General features: G+C 54.1%; 16 protein-coding genes. 5 read left to right on the top strand and 11 right to left on the bottom strand.

What is annotated here, in order from left to right; genetic code table 11:
- Window positions 1–82: 82 nt before the first annotated feature.
- Window positions 83–838 (top strand): HTH-type transcriptional regulator UlaR, encoded by a 756-nt coding sequence (ulaR, locus tag ACS603_RS14525; RefSeq protein ID WP_182063385.1) that lies wholly within the window; start codon window positions 83–85, stop codon window positions 836–838.
- On the opposite strand, the gene yjfP is transcribed toward ulaR, so the two are convergent.
- Window positions 835–1,566 (bottom strand): esterase, encoded by a 732-nt coding sequence (yjfP, locus tag ACS603_RS14520; protein WP_474944479.1) that lies wholly within the window; start codon window positions 1,564–1,566, stop codon window positions 835–837. The two genes, ulaR and yjfP, sit on opposite strands and share 4 nt — an antisense overlap.
- 137 nt (window positions 1,567–1,703) lie before the next feature.
- Between yjfP and bsmA the strand changes: the two genes are divergently transcribed.
- The 3 genes from bsmA (at window position 1,704) to ACS603_RS14505 (ending at window position 4,559) form a co-directional block, all read left to right on the top strand.
- Window positions 1,704–2,033, top strand: coding sequence for a biofilm peroxide resistance protein BsmA (gene bsmA, locus ACS603_RS14515; RefSeq protein ID WP_182063383.1), 330 nt, complete (start codon window positions 1,704–1,706; stop codon window positions 2,031–2,033).
- A gap of 136 nt (window positions 2,034–2,169) precedes the next feature.
- Window positions 2,170–2,457 carry a DUF1471 family protease activator YjfN gene (gene yjfN / locus ACS603_RS14510; protein WP_014068625.1) on the top strand — a complete coding sequence of 96 codons (288 nt, stop codon included), beginning with the start codon at window positions 2,170–2,172 and terminating at the stop codon, window positions 2,455–2,457.
- A gap of 170 nt (window positions 2,458–2,627) precedes the next feature.
- Window positions 2,628–4,559: a methyl-accepting chemotaxis protein gene (locus ACS603_RS14505; protein ID WP_474944478.1), complete on the top strand. Its 1,932-nt coding sequence runs from the start codon at window positions 2,628–2,630 to the stop codon at window positions 4,557–4,559.
- Here the strand turns inward: ACS603_RS14505 and ACS603_RS14500 are convergent.
- Complete coding sequence (locus ACS603_RS14500; protein ID WP_182063381.1) at window positions 4,556–6,178, bottom strand: isovaleryl-CoA dehydrogenase; 1,623 nt, start codon at window positions 6,176–6,178, stop codon at window positions 4,556–4,558. The genes ACS603_RS14505 and ACS603_RS14500 overlap by 4 nt on opposite strands.
- Window positions 6,179–6,370: 192 nt before the next feature.
- Here ACS603_RS14500 and ACS603_RS14495 point away from each other — a divergent pair, with 192 nt between their 5' ends.
- Window positions 6,371–7,660, top strand: coding sequence for an MFS transporter (locus ACS603_RS14495; protein WP_474944477.1), 1,290 nt, complete (start codon window positions 6,371–6,373; stop codon window positions 7,658–7,660).
- A gap of 91 nt (window positions 7,661–7,751) precedes the next feature.
- Here ACS603_RS14495 and rlmB read toward each other — a convergent pair whose 3' ends face one another.
- From rlmB to hfq, 9 genes are all read right to left on the bottom strand, one after another.
- On the bottom strand, window positions 7,752–8,483 hold the full coding sequence (rlmB, locus tag ACS603_RS14490; protein WP_023334255.1) for a 23S rRNA (guanosine(2251)-2'-O)-methyltransferase RlmB: 732 nt from the start codon (window positions 8,481–8,483) through the stop codon (window positions 7,752–7,754).
- Window positions 8,484–8,551: 68 nt separating this feature from the next.
- Entirely contained in the window at window positions 8,552–10,993 is a 2,442-nt protein-coding gene (gene rnr / locus ACS603_RS14485; protein WP_474944476.1) for a ribonuclease R, read from the bottom strand.
- Window positions 10,994–11,031: 38 nt separating this feature from the next.
- A complete protein-coding gene (gene nsrR, locus ACS603_RS14480) occupies window positions 11,032–11,457 on the bottom strand; it encodes a nitric oxide-sensing transcriptional repressor NsrR (protein WP_182063378.1) in 426 nt (141 codons plus the stop codon).
- Between the two features lie 193 nt (window positions 11,458–11,650).
- Window positions 11,651–12,949, bottom strand: coding sequence for an adenylosuccinate synthase (locus ACS603_RS14475; RefSeq protein ID WP_182063377.1), 1,299 nt, complete (start codon window positions 12,947–12,949; stop codon window positions 11,651–11,653).
- Between the two features lie 103 nt (window positions 12,950–13,052).
- Window positions 13,053–13,250, bottom strand: a complete 198-nt coding sequence (locus ACS603_RS14470) for a DUF2065 domain-containing protein (protein ID WP_003855996.1) — start codon at window positions 13,248–13,250, stop codon at window positions 13,053–13,055.
- A gap of 71 nt (window positions 13,251–13,321) precedes the next feature.
- Window positions 13,322–14,326 (bottom strand): protease modulator HflC, encoded by a 1,005-nt coding sequence (gene hflC, locus ACS603_RS14465; protein WP_182063376.1) that lies wholly within the window; start codon window positions 14,324–14,326, stop codon window positions 13,322–13,324.
- Window positions 14,327–14,328: 2 nt separating this feature from the next.
- Window positions 14,329–15,594 (bottom strand): FtsH protease activity modulator HflK, encoded by a 1,266-nt coding sequence (hflK, locus tag ACS603_RS14460; protein ID WP_014068617.1) that lies wholly within the window; start codon window positions 15,592–15,594, stop codon window positions 14,329–14,331.
- Window positions 15,595–15,650: 56 nt separating this feature from the next.
- Window positions 15,651–16,931, bottom strand: coding sequence for a ribosome rescue GTPase HflX (gene hflX, locus ACS603_RS14455; protein WP_023310136.1), 1,281 nt, complete (start codon window positions 16,929–16,931; stop codon window positions 15,651–15,653).
- Window positions 16,932–17,004: 73 nt separating this feature from the next.
- Window positions 17,005–17,316 carry an RNA chaperone Hfq gene (gene hfq, locus ACS603_RS14450; protein WP_003855990.1) on the bottom strand — a complete coding sequence of 104 codons (312 nt, stop codon included), beginning with the start codon at window positions 17,314–17,316 and terminating at the stop codon, window positions 17,005–17,007.
- Window positions 17,317–17,345 lie beyond the last annotated feature (29 nt).

The following is a 17,345-nucleotide window of genomic DNA, read 5'->3' as shown; positions in this document are numbered from 1 at the left end:
TCTGGCGATGTTATATTTTGCTTAGTAATTTCAGGCTATTTCAAATATTATCTTTTAAAATCAATTCTTATCGGAATAGCTCATGACGGAAGCGCAACGGCATCAAATTTTACTGGAACTATTAGCGCAAACAGGTTTTGTCACCGTAGAACAAGTGATTGAACGCCTGGGCATTTCTCCGGCCACCGCACGCCGCGATATCAACAAGCTCGATGAAAACGGCAAGCTGAAAAAAGTCCGCAACGGTGCGGAAGCCATTAGTCAGCAGCGCCCGCGCTGGACGCCGATGAACATCCATCAGGCGCTGAACCACGATGAAAAAGTGCGCATCGCCAGAGCGGCTTCGCAGCTGGTGAATCCCGGCGAGAGCGTGGTGATCAACTGTGGCTCGACGGCGTTTCTGCTGGGGCGGGAGATGTGTGGAAAACCGGTACAGATCATTACTAATTATCTGCCTCTGGCCAACTATCTTATCGACCAGGAGCATGAGAGCGTGGTGATCATGGGTGGTCAGTACAACAAGAGCCAGTCCATTACGCTAAGCCCGCAGGACAGCGAAAACAGCCTCTACGCCGGACACTGGATGTTTACCAGCGGCAAGGGTCTTACCGCTGAAGGCCTGTACAAAACCGATATGCTGACGGCGATGGCCGAACAAAACATGCTTAACGTGGTGGGCAAGCTTGTTGTGCTGGTCGACAGCAGCAAAGTAGGTGAGCGCGCCGGAATGCTGTTCAGCCGGGCAGAGCAGATAGACATGGTGATCACCGGGAAAAATGCCGATCCCGTGATCCTCCAGAAGCTGGAAGATCAGGGCGTCACAATCCTGCGCGTTTAAAGGTGTTTACGGAAAAACGCGACCGTGGCATCCAGCGCGGCTGGTGTGATGCGGTGCCGCACACCGGCTTCCCACTGACAGGTTAAATTCCCGTCCAGCCCTTCACTGTTGAGTGCCTGCTGTAAGCGGAAGGTTTCGACGGCAGGCACAATGTCGTCTGCTTCGCCGTGCCACAAGAATAACGGCCTGTTAGCCAGTTGTGGCAATGCATGGGTTACCTCCCATTTCGCCAGTGGCGCCATCACAACCTCAACATCATCCTGCTCTCGGGGCGGAAACAGCGTCTGCGAGAGGGAAGTGAAATATCCTGATCCCATCAGGCAGGCCACAGATTTCACCTCTGGATGACGGGTCATGATCCCAAGAGCCGTCATCCCCCCCATTGATGCCCCTGCCACCGCCAGGCGGTTATCCGCCACCAGCCCCGCCTGGTGCAATGCATCGCGCAGCGCGGCGAACTCGGTAAGGCTGCCGTGAAGGATTTGCCAGAACTGCCCAAGACGGGCCTGTTCATCACCCGTATAACGTGCGCCGTGATCGGGGGCATCCGGCATTACCACACGAAAACCCGCCTGTGCCAACGCGACTGCAAAGTAGCTGTAAACCAGCTTCGATGAAGTAAACCCATGATAAAAAACCACAACGGGCAACGGTTGCTGACCTTTTCCAGCCGGAAAAGCATGTAGAATTTCGTGGTCACCGAGTCGTTGTGTTTCAAGTTCTATCATTGTCGATCCTTTGCAATTGAATGATTCATAATGTTGAGAACTGGGTTACGCTTTCACGACATTTTCATTCGAAATTTACGCCCCAGATAACACTTCGGGAACATTCCCCCAAAACTAAATTTACAGACAACTACACTATGGCTATCAGGAAACGAGATATGGTTATGCGCAGGTTAGCTGCTTTATTGCTGGTGTCACTGCTCAGTGGCTGTAGCGCGCTGCAAGGCACGCCACAACCCGCTCCCCCGGTTGCCGATCACCCGCAGGAAATTCGTCGTAATCAGACGGAAGGATTACAACGAATGGGTACTGTTTCCGCGCTTGTTCGCGGCTCCCCGGATGATGCGCAAGCCGCAATAAAAGCACAGGCCGTCGCTGCAAAAGCAGATTATTACGTCATCATCATGGTTGATGAAACCATCATTACGGGACAGTGGTACTCACAGGCGATTTTGTACCGTAAATAATGGGCTTCATTTGAACGACATTTACACTGCTTTTCGTCCATAGACATTTTCCTGTCCACAATAAACTCCATGCCCGCAACAATGGAAGTGAGTTTATTCGCGAAGGATTGCCCGGCGGATACCGGAGACATGTGAAATGGAGCTGACGATGAAACGAACTCTTGCTTTGACCTCTCTGTTGCTCTCAGCAGGCCTTGTGAGCACGACTGCGCAGTCAGCTGAATTCGCCAGTGCTGATTGTGTTACTGGCCTCAATGAAATTGGCCAGATCTCCGTGAATAACATTTCGGGGAGCCCGCAAGACGTTGAACGTGTAGTTGCATTAAAAGCAGATGAACAGGGTGCTTCCTGGTATCGCATCATCCAGATGCAGGAAGATAACCATGTCGATCAGTGGCGGGTACAGGCCATTCTCTACGTGTAATACCTCCAGATAAAAGCCACTTATTTTTAGTGGCTTTTCGTTTTTGCAAATCTTTTATCCTTTAATAAACCATTCAAAAACAATTAAATAACATTTTGTTACATTAAGAAGATAAATGTTATCTCTACCCTGCCGTTGAAGAGCCATACCTTTTCAATAATGAGCAATTTATGATCAGTTTTTTCCGCCGTGCGGGTCTGGGCACTAAGCTATCGCTGCTTACGGGCGTGAGTGTCGCTATTCTTTTCCTGTTTTTCACTTTTCTGCTTAGCCATAAAACCAGCCAGCAGCTTGAAGCCCTTGCAGTCGAAGACCTGCACAACCAGTCCACCGGCATGGTTGATATGGTTCAGATGTTTAACACCAGCCTGAGCGAAGAGGTCGAAAACTATACCCGACTGTTCAGCACCTTTTTACCTCAGCCCCTCAATATTGATAACAGCCAGAGTCGCACAATCAATGGGATGAACGTCCCCCTGCTGAAAGGTGGCGAAACAGAGCTTCATGAAAATAATAGCCTTTCTGACGACTTCCTGAGCCGTACAGGCGCTATCTCAACCCTGTTTGTACGCAGCGGTAACGACTTTGTCCGCGTAGCCACCTCACTGCGCAAGGAGAACGGCGATCGGGCCATTGGCACCGTACTGGATACGGCAAGCCCGGCCTTTGCCGCCGTCAGCAAGGGGGAAGTGTATCGCGGCCTGGCATTGTTGTTTGGCAAACGTTACATCACCCAATATCAGCCCGTTAAAAACAGCGATGGCCAGGTGATTGCCATCATGTTCGTCGGCGTGGATATCACCCACTCCTGGAACGCGATGCGCGAGAAAATCCTCAACCGCCGTCTGGGTGAGAGCGGCCATTTCTTTGTTCTGGATCGCAGCAGCGGAAAAACGCACGGGCAATTCCTGTTCCATTCCAGCGAGGAGGGCCAGTTACCTAAGTGGAGCAACGCAATCCAGCAGCAGTTGCTGAGCGATAAATCCGGCACGCTGGAGCGCGAAAGCGATGATGGCCGCACCTTAAAAATGGCCTGGACGCCGATGCCTGGCTGGAACTGGACTATTGTAGGTGAAGTGGATAAATCGGTACTTCTCGCAAGCGTTACCACGTTACGTGACCGCTTCCTGGTGGCGGGCGTGGTGCTATCCGCGCTCTTCGCGGGTCTGTTTGTACTTATCATTCGCAGGTTGCTGACGAGGCCTCTGCGTGACGTTATCCACCTGGCGCGTCAATATGCCGCCGGTGACCTCCGCGCCAATCTGCCCGTCACCCGTCGTGATGAAGTGGGCCAGTTGATCACCGCCATTAACGGGATCGGCGCTGGATTACAAAAAATCGTCCTTCAGGTTCGTGAAGCCGCTGGCGAGATCCACGTGGGTACTAACGCACTGGCATCTGATAGCGGGGAGATCTCAGAGCAGATCAACAAACAGGCCAGCAGCGTGGAAGAGACTTCTGCCAGCATGGAGCAACTGGCCGCTACCGTGCAGCAAAATGCCGCCAACATGGAGCAAACACAGCAACTGGTGGGCGAAACCTCACAGGCCGTGCATCAGGGCGGCAAGACGGTCACCCACGCGGTAGCCACCATGGATGATATTCGCGACGCATCGAAACGTATCGAAGACATCACGCGTGTGATTGAGTCAATTGCATTTCAGACCAATATTCTGGCACTCAATGCGGCTGTTGAGGCGGCTCGCGCTGGGGAACATGGCAAAGGTTTCGCCGTGGTGGCGCAAGAAGTTCGCGCCCTGGCGGCACGTAGCGCCAATGCGGTGAAAGAGATTGAGCAGCTGATTGGCGACACGCTGAATAAAGTGAGCGAAGGCCATGCGCTGTCTGAACAGACGCGTCTGGCGATGGATGCCATCATCGTTCATATCGATAACATCAGCCAGCTGGTCACGGAGATTAACCACGCTTCCCACGAGCAATCGGCGGGGATACGTCAGGTTAACCTTGCCATGACGCACATTGGCGAGGCCTCGCATATCAACGCCGACCGCGTTTCACGCAGCGAGCAAACCGCACAAACTCTGCGTGAGAAAGGCTCACACCTCACCCAACTGGTCAGCCTGTTCCAGTTAAAAGATTAACCTACCCTGCCCGTGGCGCGCAGCAGCAGGTCATTTTGTACCTGTTCGCTCAGAAGTGACCCGCCACGGGTATCGAGCATCATGCGGCACCACGCCTGCGCGACCGGCGGCGATGCGTGCCGCAACATCTGACTTCCGGCCCCCAGCCAAAAGAGCTGTTGCGTGATCTCCCTGCCCTGCGCCTCCTGAGGTTTACGCAGTTTTTGCTGGAGCTGACGCCAGCTACGATCAAAATGCCGATCCTGCCCTTTTACCTGAGCAAAATCATCGGTGAGCAGCTCGAGTATGCCGGGCTGCTTTGTCAGTACGCGCAGAACATCCAGGCACATGATATTGCCCGAGCCTTCCCAGATGCTGTTCACCGGCATTTCCCGGTACAGGCGTGGGAGTTCACTCTCTTCGCAATAGCCAATACCGCCCAGCGCTTCCATCGCCTCTGCGACAAACGGGATACCGGCTTTGCACACGCCATATTTTGCCGCTGGGGTGAAAAGCCGTGCCCAGGCGGCCTCCTGTACGTCTTCCCGCAAATCCCAGGCACGTGCAAGGCGAAGAAGCAACGCGGTTTGCCCCTCAAGCACCAGCGCCATCCGGCTCAGTACATCGCGCATTAAAGGCTGATCGATAAGATTCTTACCAAATGTCTGTCGCTGATGGGCATGGTATAGCGCCACAGATAACGCCCGACGCATCAGGCCATGGCTACCAAGCGCACAGTCGAGGCGCGTCATACCGCCCATTCTGAGGATTTGTCGAATTCCTTCGCCCTCCTCACCCAAAAGCCAGCCAGCGGCGTCAAGAAACTCTACTTCGCAGCTGGCGTTGGAACGGTTTCCCAGCTTATCTTTCAGCCGCTCCAGACGTACGGCGTTGCGCTGCCCGTCAGGTAAAAAGCGCGGAACAAAAAAGCAGGATAGTCCCCCTTTCGCCTGAGCCAGCACCAGGTGCGCGTCACTTTGTGGCACCGAGAAAAACCATTTGTGGCCCACCAACCGGTAACTCCCGTCACTGCTTTTCTCCGCTTTGGTGGTATTGCTGAGAACATCCGATCCACCCTGTTTTTCGGTCATCCCCATACCAATCAACACCCCACGCTTTTGTCCACCTGGTGCGAGATGCGGATCATAGCGATCGCTGTGCAAAGGCGTGAGCCAGTCACGAAAAATTTTGGGCAGCGCCTGCTGAAGCAACGGCGTGGCGGCAAAGGTCATGGTGACGGGGCAAAGTGTACCCGCTTCTACCTGAGCATGGAGGATAAAGCGCGCCGCCCTGGCGACGAACGAACCTTTGCGCGCGTCCTCTTCCCACGCCAGGTTGTGAACCCGGTTGGCGCATAACCCCTGCATCAGTAAATGCCAGGCCGGGTGAAAACGCACATCATCCAGCCGTTCGCCCGTGGCGTCATAGCGCAGAAGTTCCGGCGGATTGACGTTCGCCAGCCTGCCAAGTTCCAGGGATTCCGCCGTACCCAACTGTTGGCCGATGCTGGCGAGGAGGTCTATGTCCCACTCAGCCCCTTCGCGGTTTACCGCTTCACGCAATGCGCAATCCGAGAGGAAAAGATTGCTGTTGGAAAGCGGCGCAGGCTGATTAAAAACCGTGTGCGTTTGCCAGGTCATGTTGTGTCCCTCCTTCAGTGGCAATGAAGGTAAGTATGGACACCCTGGGCTAACGCTGCATGGGAGTGGGGTCACAGGCTGGCAATCCCACTGAAATCATTCGTGAAATAGCTCACATAACATAAGAATAAACTATTTCATGACCGATTATTTGTTGAATAATTTATTCCTATCTTTCCAGTGAGGCTCCTTATGCAACCTTCACACTTTGCGCCGGATGCGCACAAGCGCGCGTTAATTGCCGGCTCTATTGGTAATTTTATCGAATGGTATGAATTTGCGGTCTACGGTTTTCTGGCGACCGTGATTGCGAAGAACTTCTTCCAGCTGGAAGGGGATGCGGGGCTGACTAGCCTGATCCTCACCTACGCCTCGTTTGCTATCGCCTTCTTCTTTCGCCCGCTGGGGGCGGTTGTGTTTGGCCGGATGGGTGACCGGATTGGCCGCAAACCCACGCTGATTATTGTCCTGGTGCTGATGACGCTCGCCACCGCCGCGATTGGCATTGTGCCGGTGTATGCAAGCATCGGGATTGCCGCACCGCTGATGATTACGTTGCTTCGCATATTGCAGGGGTTGTTCGCCGGAGGTGAATACGGTGGCGCTGTCTCTCTAATGACCGAGTTTGCGCCACGCGGCAAGCGTGGCCTGTACGGCGCATGGCAATCTTTCACCGTGGCGCTGGGGCTGCTGGCGGGCGCGGGTATTGTCGCCCTCCTCTCTGCGCTGCTTACCCCGGAAGCACTACACGACTGGGGCTGGCGCATTCCGTTCTTCCTGGCCCTGCCAATGGGCGTGGTTGCCCTCTGGCTGCGCGTCAGCATGGAAGAGACGCCAAGCTTCGTCCAGCAGCAAGAAAAGCCGGTTGTCGCTCAGGCTCACACGGCGGCGACGCTGAAAGCCATCGTGATGGGGATTGGCCGGGTAATGGTGTGGTCGGCGGCGGGATATACCTACCTGGTGATTATGCCCACCTATTTACAATCGGCGCTGCATACCGGGTTTAATCAGGCACTGTTGATTGCGGTGATTTCCAATATCGGCTTTGCGCTGACCATCATTCCATCGGGGATCCTGAGCGACCGGATCGGCCGACGTACCGTGATGCTCATTGCCACCGGGTTGCTTCTTATCCTCGCCTTGCCGCTGCTTAAAATCCTCCAGGCGGAGTCCAGCACGCTGGCAACAAAAGCAATAGTGGTGCTGGTTGCGGGCGGCCTGGTAGGAATGCTGGCAGGGCCAGGGCCTGCCATGCTCTCAGAGATGTTCCCGACCCGTGTGCGTTATACCGGGCTTGGGCTGGCCTATTCACTGTCGAACGCAATTTTCTCTGGCTGCGCGGGTTTGATTATCACCGGGCTGATTAAAGAGACAGGTAACCTGGATATTCCGGCGTATTACGTTATGGCAACGGCAGTGGTGAGTATTGTGGCACTGATGACGCTCAGGAAGGATGACCATTTGCGGTCTTTAGAGGAGTAATTGTTTTGCCCGGTGGCGCTGCGCTTACCGGGCCTACGGTACCGTGCTTTTGTAGGCCGGGTAAGGCGAAGCCGCCACCCGGCACAACAGGCTACCCGCGCTGACGCACCGCTTCAAACAGGCAAATACCTGTTGCCACAGACACGTTCAGAGACGATACGCTCCCCGCCATCGGGATGCTGATCAGTTCATCACAGTGTTCGCGCGTCAGACGACGCATCCCTTCACCTTCTGCACCCATCACCAGTGCCAGACGACCGGTCATTTTGCTCTGATACAGAGTATGGTCGGCTTCACCCGCGGTACCCACGATCCAGATGTTCTCTTCCTGAAGCAGACGCATGGTGCGTGCCAGGTTGGTAACACGGATCAGCGGAACGTTCTCTGCCGCGCCGCAGGCCACTTTCTTGGCCGTGGCGTTCAGCTGTGCTGAGCGATCTTTTGGCACGATAACCGCGTGCACACCGGCAGCATCAGCACTACGCAGACACGCGCCCAGGTTGTGCGGATCGGTAACGCCGTCCAGGATCAGGAAGAAAGGGTTATCCAGTTCGGCAATCAGATCCGGCAGATCGTTTTCCTGGTACTGACGGCCCGGCTTCACGCGCGCAATAATACCCTGGTGAACCGCGCCTTCGCTTTTCTCATCCAGGAACTGACGGTTCGCCAGCTGGATCACCACGCCCTGAGCTTCAAGCGCGTGGATAAGCGGCATCAGACGTTTATCTTCACGCCCTTTCAGAATAAAAACTTCCTGAAAACGCTCCGGCGCGCGCTCCAGCAGGGCTTGCACCGCGTGGATGCCGTAAATCATTTCACTCATTGATGGTTCTCATTATGACGATACTTTTCCCTCTCCCCGTGGGGAGAGGGTCAGGGTGAGGGGCGGAATTACTCCGCCTGCTTTTTCTTCGCCGCGCGCTTCGCTTTGGCGGCGGCGGCAATTTTCTGGGTCTTAGCGGAAGGTTTTTTCGCTGAACGAGCTTCTTTCTTCGCTGCCTTCGGCTTCTGTTTCTTCTCGCCACGGAAGGCGCTGTCCGGCTCAAAGTTTACCTTTTTACCGGCCTGACGGCGCTTGCTGTTCGGGTTACCGTTTCCGCCTTTTTTTGCTTTCTCACGCGCGGTTTTGCCAACATTACGTGGGCCACGCTCGCTGGAAATCAGGCTGAAGTCGATTTTACGCTCGTCCATGTTAACGGCTTCGACTTTCACTTCCACGCGATCGCCCAGGCGATAAGTCTGGCCACCAGACTCGCCAATCAGACGCTGGCCGACCTGGTCAAAGCGGTAGTAGTCGTTATCCAGACTGGACACATGCACCAGACCATCGATAAACAGATCGTCGAGACGAACAAAGAAACCAAAGCCTGTCACGCTGGCAATCACGCCTTTGAAGACATTACCGACCTGATCCAGCATAAAGTCGCACTTCAGCCAGTCTGAAACTTCACGCGTGGCTTCATCAGCGCGGCGTTCGGTCATGGAGCAGTGCTGACCCAGTTGCAACATCTCTTCCATCGAGTAGTGATAACCACCCGTTTCCGTGGTGTTGCCCTTATGTCCTTGCTCTTGCGCCAGCAGATACTTAATCGCACGGTGCAAGGAGAGATCCGGGTAACGACGGATAGGCGACGTGAAGTGCGCATAAGACTGCAACGCCAGACCAAAGTGACCCCGGTTTTCTGGATCGTAAATTGCCTGCTTCATGGAACGCAGCAGCATGGTTTGCAGCATTTCATGGTCCGGGCGATCGCCGATGGACTCCAGCAGTTCAGCGTAATCACGCGGCTCCGGTTTGTTGCCGCCCGGCAGTTCAAGACCTAACTCGGCCAGAACAGTACGGAATGCGGTAATCGCTTCGGTGCTTGGTTTATCGTGGATACGGAACAGTGCCGGCTCTTTGGCTTTTTCAACGAAACGCGCCGCAGAGATGTTCGCCAGAATCATGCACTCTTCAATCAGCTTGTGTGCATCGTTACGCTGCGTCTGCTCAATACGCTCGATACGGCGTTCGGCGTTGAAGATAAACTTCGCCTCTTCGCTTTCGAACGAGATCCCGCCGCGCTCTTCACGCGCCTGATCCAGTGTTTTATACAGGTTGTGCAGCTCTTCGATATGTTTAACCAGCGGCGCGTATTGTTCACGCAGATCCTGATCGCCCTGAAGCATATGCCAGACCTTGGTATAGGTCAGACGCGCATGAGAGCTCATCACCGCTTCGTAGAACTTATAACCCGTTAAGCGGCCTTTGGTGGAGATGGTCATCTCACACACCATACACAGACGATCAACCTGCGGGTTCAGGGAGCACAGACCGTTAGACAGCACTTCCGGCAGCATCGGAACAACCTGAGACGGGAAGTAAACCGATGTACCACGGCTGCGGGCTTCATTATCCAGCGGGGTATGCGGGCGAACGTAATAGCTTACGTCGGCGATAGCCACCCACAAGCGCCAGCCGCCACCGCGTTTTTTCTCGCAGTACACGGCATCATCGAAGTCACGCGCATCTTCGCCATCAATCGTGACCAGCGGCAGGGAGCGCAGGTCCACTCGGCCTGCTTTTGACTCTTCCGGCACAACTTCTTTCAGGCCGACAATCTGCTCTTCAACGGCTTTTGGCCAAACGTACGGGATTTCATGAGTGCGCAGCGCCATATCGACCGCCATGCCCGTACCCATGTTATCGCCAAGTACTTCAACAATTTTACCGACCGCTTTGGTGCGACGAGTCGGGCGCTGGGTCAGTTCGACCACCACCACAAAGCCCATCCGCGCGCCCATGACCTCTTCCGGTGGGATCAGGATATCGAAACTGAGGCGGCTATCATCCGGCACCACAAAACCCACGCCCGCATCGGTAAAATAGCGGCCAACAATCTGGCTGGTCTTCGGCACAAGAATGCGCACAACGCGCGCTTCGCGACGGCCTTTACGGTCGGCACCCAGCGGCTGAGCAAGGATTTGATCGCCATGAATACACATTTTCATCTGTTCGGATGACAGGTACAGGTCATCTTTACGTCCTTCCACGCGCAGGAAGCCGTAGCCATCACGGTGACCAATGACGATCCCTTTCAGCAGATCAAGGCGTTCCGGCAGGGCGTAGCACTGGCGGCGGGTAAAGACCAACTGCCCATCGCGCTCCATGGCGCGCAGGCGGCGGCGAAGGGCTTCAATTTGCTCTTCACCTTCAATGTTTAATTCAGCGGCAAGTTCTTCACGATTGGCGGGTTTTTCGCGTTTTGTTAAGTGTTCAATGATGAACTCGCGGCTTGGGATTGGATTCGCGTATTTTTCGGCTTCGCGTTCCTGGAAAGGATCATGTGACATATCGGTTCCTCCGTTGTCAGCTCCGGTGGACATTTTCTTCATTCCACCAGCAATAATTTATAAAGCGGTTGATTCTCTTCAACCAAATCGGCCAGCGTGTAGTCATCCAGTTCCTTGAGAAAACTTTGCACGGCCTTAGAAAGTGCCTGTTTCAGACGGCAAGCGGGCGTAATGTGGCAGAACTCGCTGCTGCAATTCACCAGAGACAATGGCTCCAGTTCACGTACCACATCCCCAACCCGGATACTCTGCGCCGGTTTCCCAAGGCGGATCCCGCCATTCTTCCCGCGGACGGCAGCAACATATCCGGCACGACTAAGTTGATTGATTATTTTGACCATATGATTACGGGACACACCGTAGACCTCTGTCACTTCAGAGATACTGGTCATTTTCCCATCGGGTAACGACGCCATGTAAATCAGCGCGCGTAAGCCGTAATCGGTGAAACTTGTTAACTGCACATCAACCTCAGGAAAAAGGGAAAACGCGGTCAAACCGCAGAGATATTCATTAATGATGATAAACCAGCCAGATAGTTGGCGGCTAATTTATTTGACAGACGGGGCGAAAAAGCGGGGATCTAAGAGCGTTAGCCGGATGGCGCTACGCTTTATCTGACCTACGGGTTTCCCCGCAGGCCAGCAGCAACAAAGATTATGCGTCGAACGGGTCGCGCAGAATCATCGTTTCAGTACGATCCGGGCCGGTAGAAATAATATCAATCGGCACTTCGGTCAGTTCTTCAATACGCTTGATGTAATCCAGCGCTGCCTGTGGCAGGCCACTACGCTCTTTCACACCGAAGGTGGTTTCAGACCAGCCCGGCATGGTTTCGTAGATTGGCTCGATGCCTTCCCAGTCGTCAGCTGCCAGCGGAGTGGTAGTCACTTCGCGGCCATCTGGCATCCGGTAGCCCACACAGATTTTCACTTCTTTCAGGCCGTCCAGAACGTCCAGCTTAGTCAGGCAGAAGCCAGACAGGGAGTTGATCTGTACTGCGCGGCGCACTGCAACCGCATCCAGCCAGCCGGTACGACGACGACGACCAGTAGTGGCGCCAAACTCGTTACCCTGCTTGCACAGGAACTCGCCGATATCATCAAACAGCTCAGTCGGGAATGGACCTGCACCCACGCGAGTGGAGTAAGCTTTGATGATGCCCAGAACGTAATCCACATAACGTGGACCCAGGCCAGAACCCGTCGCCACGCCACCCGCAGTGGTGTTAGAGGAGGTTACGTACGGATAGGTACCGTGGTCGATATCCAGCAGCGTACCCTGCGCACCTTCGAACATGACGAAATCGCCACGCTTGCGCGCCTGGTCCAGCAGATCGGACACATCAACAACCATACCGGTCAGGATGTCAGCAATCGCCATGACGTCATCCAGCACTTTCTGGTAGTCAACAGCGTCAGTTTTGTAGAAGTTCACCAGCTGGAAGTTGTGATATTCCATCACTTCTTTCAGTTTGTCAGCGAAGGTTGCTTTGTCGAAGAGGTCGCCTACGCGCAGACCGCGACGTGCAACTTTGTCTTCGTAAGCCGGCCCGATACCACGGCCAGTAGTGCCGATAGCTTTCGCGCCACGCGCTTTTTCACGCGCTACGTCCAGCGCCACATGATAATCCAGGATCAGCGGGCACGCTTCAGAGAGCAGCAGACGCTCACGAACAGGGATACCACGGTCTTCCAGACCTTTCATCTCTTTCATCAGCGCAGCTGGAGACAGCACAACGCCGTTACCGATGATGCTGGTGACGTTTTCGCGAAGAATACCTGATGGAATAAGATGGAGGACGGTTTTTTCACCGTTGATTACGAGAGTATGGCCTGCGTTGTGACCGCCCTGGTAGCGTACAACATATTTAGCCCGTTCAGTCAGAAGATCAACAATCTTCCCTTTACCTTCGTCACCCCATTGGGTGCCCAGTACGACGACGTTGTTACCCATTTTTTCAAAATCACCGTTTGCTTAAAAATGGATTCTACCATCGCTTTTTCAGATATACAGCACTTTTTGACCCCCAACCATGCCAAATCCGACCACTTTTTGATCAGCCAATCGTTTTCCTCAACATGTAGTAGATAACGATGCCAGCAACCACAAGACCACCGCCAAATCGGCGCAAAATATTATCCGGAAGCTGGCTCATTGTGGCGATCATACGACGCCAGGCACGCGGATAAAGCATTGGACCCAATCCTTCCAGGACTAAAACAAGCGCCAGCGCCAGCCAGATCGTTGAATTCATTTTGGTTCCTTATAAAAGAAAACCACCGCTCCATTAAGAGCGGTGGTTTGAAAACTCAAACGAGCCTGAGTTTATCGCGTCGCGTTAGCTGGCGTCTTCATATAACGGAAGAAATCGCTGTCCGGGCTGAGCACCATCACATCCTGGTTACTCTGGAAGCTATTCTCGTAAGCACGCAAGCTACGGATAAAGGCATAGAAGTCTGGATCCTGGCTGAATGCATCAGCGAACAGTTTCGCCGCTTCGGCATCACCTTCACCACGCAAGATACGACCCTGACGTTCAGACTCAGCAAGCGTCTTGGTCACTTCGTAGTCCGCGGCTGCACGCAGCTTCTCAGCCTCTTCCTGACCCTGTGAACGGTGACGACGGGCTACCGCTTCACGCTCGGCGCGCATACGGTTGTAGATCGCATCGGACACTTCCGCAGGCAGGTTGATCTGCTTGATTCGCACGTCAACCACTTCGATACCCAGTGCAGCCATACTGTTCGGGTTGATCACCGGCACTTTGCCATTGGTTTCAGCCTGAACGCGCTCAGCCGCTTTGGCAATCGCGTCATCCGCGGCCGGGGTAGAGACTTCGTCTTCTGTACCCGCAGAACCGGAGTTCAGCGCATCGCGTACTTCCAGCGTCAGACGACCACGGGAATCGGTCACGATGTCTTTCACATCCAGACGGCCAATTTCAGAACGCAGACGGTCAGAGAACTTACGTTTCAGCAGCACTTCTGCCTGAGAAACGTCACCACCGCCTGTTGCCAGGTAGTAGCGGCTGAAATCACTGATACGCCATTTGATGTACGAATCAACGATCAGGTCTTTCTTCTCTTTGGTCACGAAACGATCGGCCTGGTTATCCATAGTCTGGATACGGGCGTCGAGCGTTTTCACCGATTCAATCATTGGAATTTTAAAATGCAGGCCTGGTGCGTAAACCAGAGGTTTGTTCTCGCTATCACGCAGAACTTTACCAAAACGCAGGGTGATCCCACGTTCGCCCTCTTTCACAACGAAAATAGAGGTATAAAGCACGACCAGTACGATGATGATGATCGCAATAACTGACTTACGCATCCTTATTCCCCCTGACGCTGGTAGTCGTTACGCTGCGCATTAGCACGGCGTTGGTCCATGATGTCACCATCGTTCGAAGAAGGCGTTGTGGTCGCACTGGAGCTGCCTGATGAGGCTGGCGGCAGACGCAGCAGGTTGTTAGCACCGCTGTTGTCTGACGACTTCGCCGCAGGTGCAGAACCGCCTTTCAGCATCTGATCCAACGGCAGCACCATCAGGTTTCCACCTTTGCTGTCGTTAACCAGCACTTTACGCGTATGGCTCAGCACTTTTTCCATGGTCTCGATATACAGACGTTCACGGGTAATTTCCGGAGCCGCTTTATATTCAGGCAGGATCTTCGCGAAACGAGCCACTTCACCCTGAGCTTCCAGGATGGTCTGAGTCTTGTACGCACGCGCTTCTTCAAGAATACGCTGCGCCTGACCGTTAGCACGCGGCTGAACTTCGTTGGTGTAGGCTTCCGCTTCACGGATGTACTGCTGTTCGTTTTCACGTGCAGCAATTGCATCGTCAAACGCCGCTTTCACCTCTTCCGGCGGACGAGCAGCCTGGAAGTTAACGTCCAGCAGGGTGATACCCATGTTGTACGGGCGAATGGTCTCTTCCAGCTCACGCTGGGTATCGCTACGAATAACGGTACGACCTTCGGTCAGGATGCGATCCATGGTGTATTTACCGATAACACCACGCAGGGCGCTGTCAGTTGCCTGACGCAGGCTGTCATCAGCACTGGTCACGCTAAACAGATAACGTTCAGGATCGGTCACGCGGTACTGCACGTTCATCTCAACGCGCACTACGTTTTCGTCAGACGTCAGCATCACGCCAGATGCAGCCAGTTCACGCACGGACTCCACGTTTACCGCGGTCACGTCGTCAATGAACGTTGGCTTCCAGTTCAGGCCCGGTTCAACCAGATGGCTGAACTTACCGAAACGGGTGACTACGCCGCGTTCTGCTTCTTTAATGGTGTAGAATCCGCTGGCAGCCCAGATGATCACCACAGCAGCGGCAGCAATGCCCACTATGCGGCCACCCATTTGCGGGCGCGGCCCCTGTGGAGCATTTCCACCCGAGCCAGAACCTTTACCTCCGCCAAGGCCACCAAGCTTCTTGCTTAGTTTGCGGAAGATATCATCCAGATCCGGCGGCCCCTGCTCGCGACCACCTTTGTTGCCATTTCCCCCAGAGTTGCCGCCTTGATTATTGCTGCTTCCCCACGGGTCGCGGTCTTGTCCGTTATTACCGGGCTGATTCCACGCCATGTATATGCTCCATATTTGTTATGCAAGGGCGAATTATTCAGGCATCCCCTTTCTGGTCAGACGATATAGTCGACCAGCGCAGGTTCTTGTTTACAGAGGCGACGCCAGTCAACGATCGGCATACGCACCTGCATCCCCACGCTGCCGTCATCCTCCATCCACTCTTTTTCTATCGCCTGAAGCTGATAAAACCGGCTGCGCAGCCTGCCTTCCTGTGGCGGCAATCGCAGCGTGTGCTGTGCTACCTCACCGGAAAGACGTTCTGTCAAAGCCTGGAAAAGCAGTGGCACACCAATACCGGTCTGAGCGGAAAGCCAGACCCGAATCGGTTTGTTCTCTTCATCTCGATCAATACGCGGTTCAAAATCGTCCAGCATATCGATCTTGTTCATCACCAACAGCGTTGGGATTTCGTGGGCGTCAATTTCTTCCAGCACCACGTTAACTGCATCAATATTTTCCTGCACACGAACGTCTGCTGCGTCAATGACGTGCAACAGCAGAGTCGCCTGTCGCGTTTCCTGCAATGTGGCCTTAAATGCCGCCACCAGGTCATGCGGCAGATGGCGGATAAACCCAACGGTATCCGCCAGAACTGTTTCACCTACGTCTGCCACGTCAATACGGCGCAGCGTAGGGTCCAGGGTCGCAAACAGTTGGTCTGCGGCATAAACCTGGGCCTCAGTAATCTGGTTAAACAGGGTGGATTTACCGGCGTTGGTATACCCCACCAGCGACACCGTCGGGATGTCGGCTTTTGTTCGCGCCCGACGCCCCTGCTCACGCTGCTTCTCAACTCTTTCCAGCCGCGAGAGGATCTGGGTAATACGGCCACGCAACAGACGGCGGTCGGTTTCGAGCTGGGTTTCCCCCGGACCGCGCAAACCAATCCCGCCTTTTTGTCTTTCAAGGTGGGTCCAGCCACGCACAAGTCGCGTCGCCAGATGGCGCAGCTGCGCCAGCTCAACCTGCAACTTACCTTCGTGGGTACGCGCACGCTGAGCAAAAATATCTAAAATCAAACCCGTGCGATCGATAACACGGCATTCGCAAAGGGCTTCCAGGTTGCGTTCCTGGGCTGGAGACAGCGCATGATCAAACAACACGACTGAGGCGCCGGTTGCTTTTACGGCATCCGCAATTTCAACTGCTTTACCTTCACCAACAAAATACTTTGGGTGCGGCGCTTTACGGCTACCGGTAATCACCTGCATTGCTTCGACACCGGCGGAAGAGACCAGAGATTCAAACTCCTGGAGGTCTTCCATATCTTTGTCTTGCGAAAAATAGATGTGTACCAGCACCGCCTGCTCACCGGCATCATAACGGTCAAACAAGCGTATAACCCTCTAAAAAGATCAGCGGGGAACGCAGGATCGCTGGCTCCCCGTGTGGATAACAGCAGAAACCTTACTCGGTCTCTTCGCTGTCCTGCGCAGGCGTTGAAGAACCCTGCGCGTTGCTGCCATGATGGTAGTTACTGCCTGTGCCGCCGCCAGCGTTATTGCTGTGATGGGAGACCGGACGGGACGGAACAACAGTAGAGATAGCGTGCTTGTAGACCATCTGACTGACCGTGTTTTTCAACAGGATCACGAACTGATCGAAAGACTCAATCTGACCTTGCAGCTTAATACCATTCACCAAATAAATAGAAACTGGAACACGTTCCCGACGCAATGCGTTCAGGAACGGATCTTGTAAAGATTGCCCCTTAGCCATTCTATCTTTTCCTTATATGCTTGTTTTGT

It is taken from the genome of Enterobacter sp. Li2LvB3 (assembly GCF_056156645.1).
Note: the sequence above shows the minus strand (reverse complement) of the source record. Positions and strands in the feature narration are given on the sequence as shown.

Bases quoted from the DNA above. Each gene is read 5' to 3' on its own strand.
- ulaR (WP_182063385.1), top strand. From the start codon at position 83: ATGACGGAAGCGCAACGGCATCAAATTTTACTGGAACTATTAGCGCAA.
- yjfP (WP_474944479.1), bottom strand. From the start codon at position 1,566: ATGATAGAACTTGAAACACAACGACTCGGTGACCACGAAATTCTACAT.
- bsmA (WP_182063383.1), top strand. From the start codon at position 1,704: ATGGCTATCAGGAAACGAGATATGGTTATGCGCAGGTTAGCTGCTTTA.
- yjfN (WP_014068625.1), top strand. From the start codon at position 2,170: ATGGAGCTGACGATGAAACGAACTCTTGCTTTGACCTCTCTGTTGCTC.
- ACS603_RS14505 (WP_474944478.1), top strand. From the start codon at position 2,628: ATGATCAGTTTTTTCCGCCGTGCGGGTCTGGGCACTAAGCTATCGCTG.
- ACS603_RS14500 (WP_182063381.1), bottom strand. From the start codon at position 6,178: ATGACCTGGCAAACGCACACGGTTTTTAATCAGCCTGCGCCGCTTTCC.
- ACS603_RS14495 (WP_474944477.1), top strand. From the start codon at position 6,371: ATGCAACCTTCACACTTTGCGCCGGATGCGCACAAGCGCGCGTTAATT.
- rlmB (WP_023334255.1), bottom strand. From the start codon at position 8,483: ATGAGTGAAATGATTTACGGCATCCACGCGGTGCAAGCCCTGCTGGAG.
- rnr (WP_474944476.1), bottom strand. From the start codon at position 10,993: ATGTCACATGATCCTTTCCAGGAACGCGAAGCCGAAAAATACGCGAAT.
- ACS603_RS14475 (WP_182063377.1), bottom strand. From the start codon at position 12,949: ATGGGTAACAACGTCGTCGTACTGGGCACCCAATGGGGTGACGAAGGT.
- ACS603_RS14470 (WP_003855996.1), bottom strand. From the start codon at position 13,250: ATGAATTCAACGATCTGGCTGGCGCTGGCGCTTGTTTTAGTCCTGGAA.
- hflC (WP_182063376.1), bottom strand. From the start codon at position 14,326: ATGCGTAAGTCAGTTATTGCGATCATCATCATCGTACTGGTCGTGCTT.
- hflK (WP_014068617.1), bottom strand. From the start codon at position 15,594: ATGGCGTGGAATCAGCCCGGTAATAACGGACAAGACCGCGACCCGTGG.
- hfq (WP_003855990.1), bottom strand. From the start codon at position 17,316: ATGGCTAAGGGGCAATCTTTACAAGATCCGTTCCTGAACGCATTGCGT.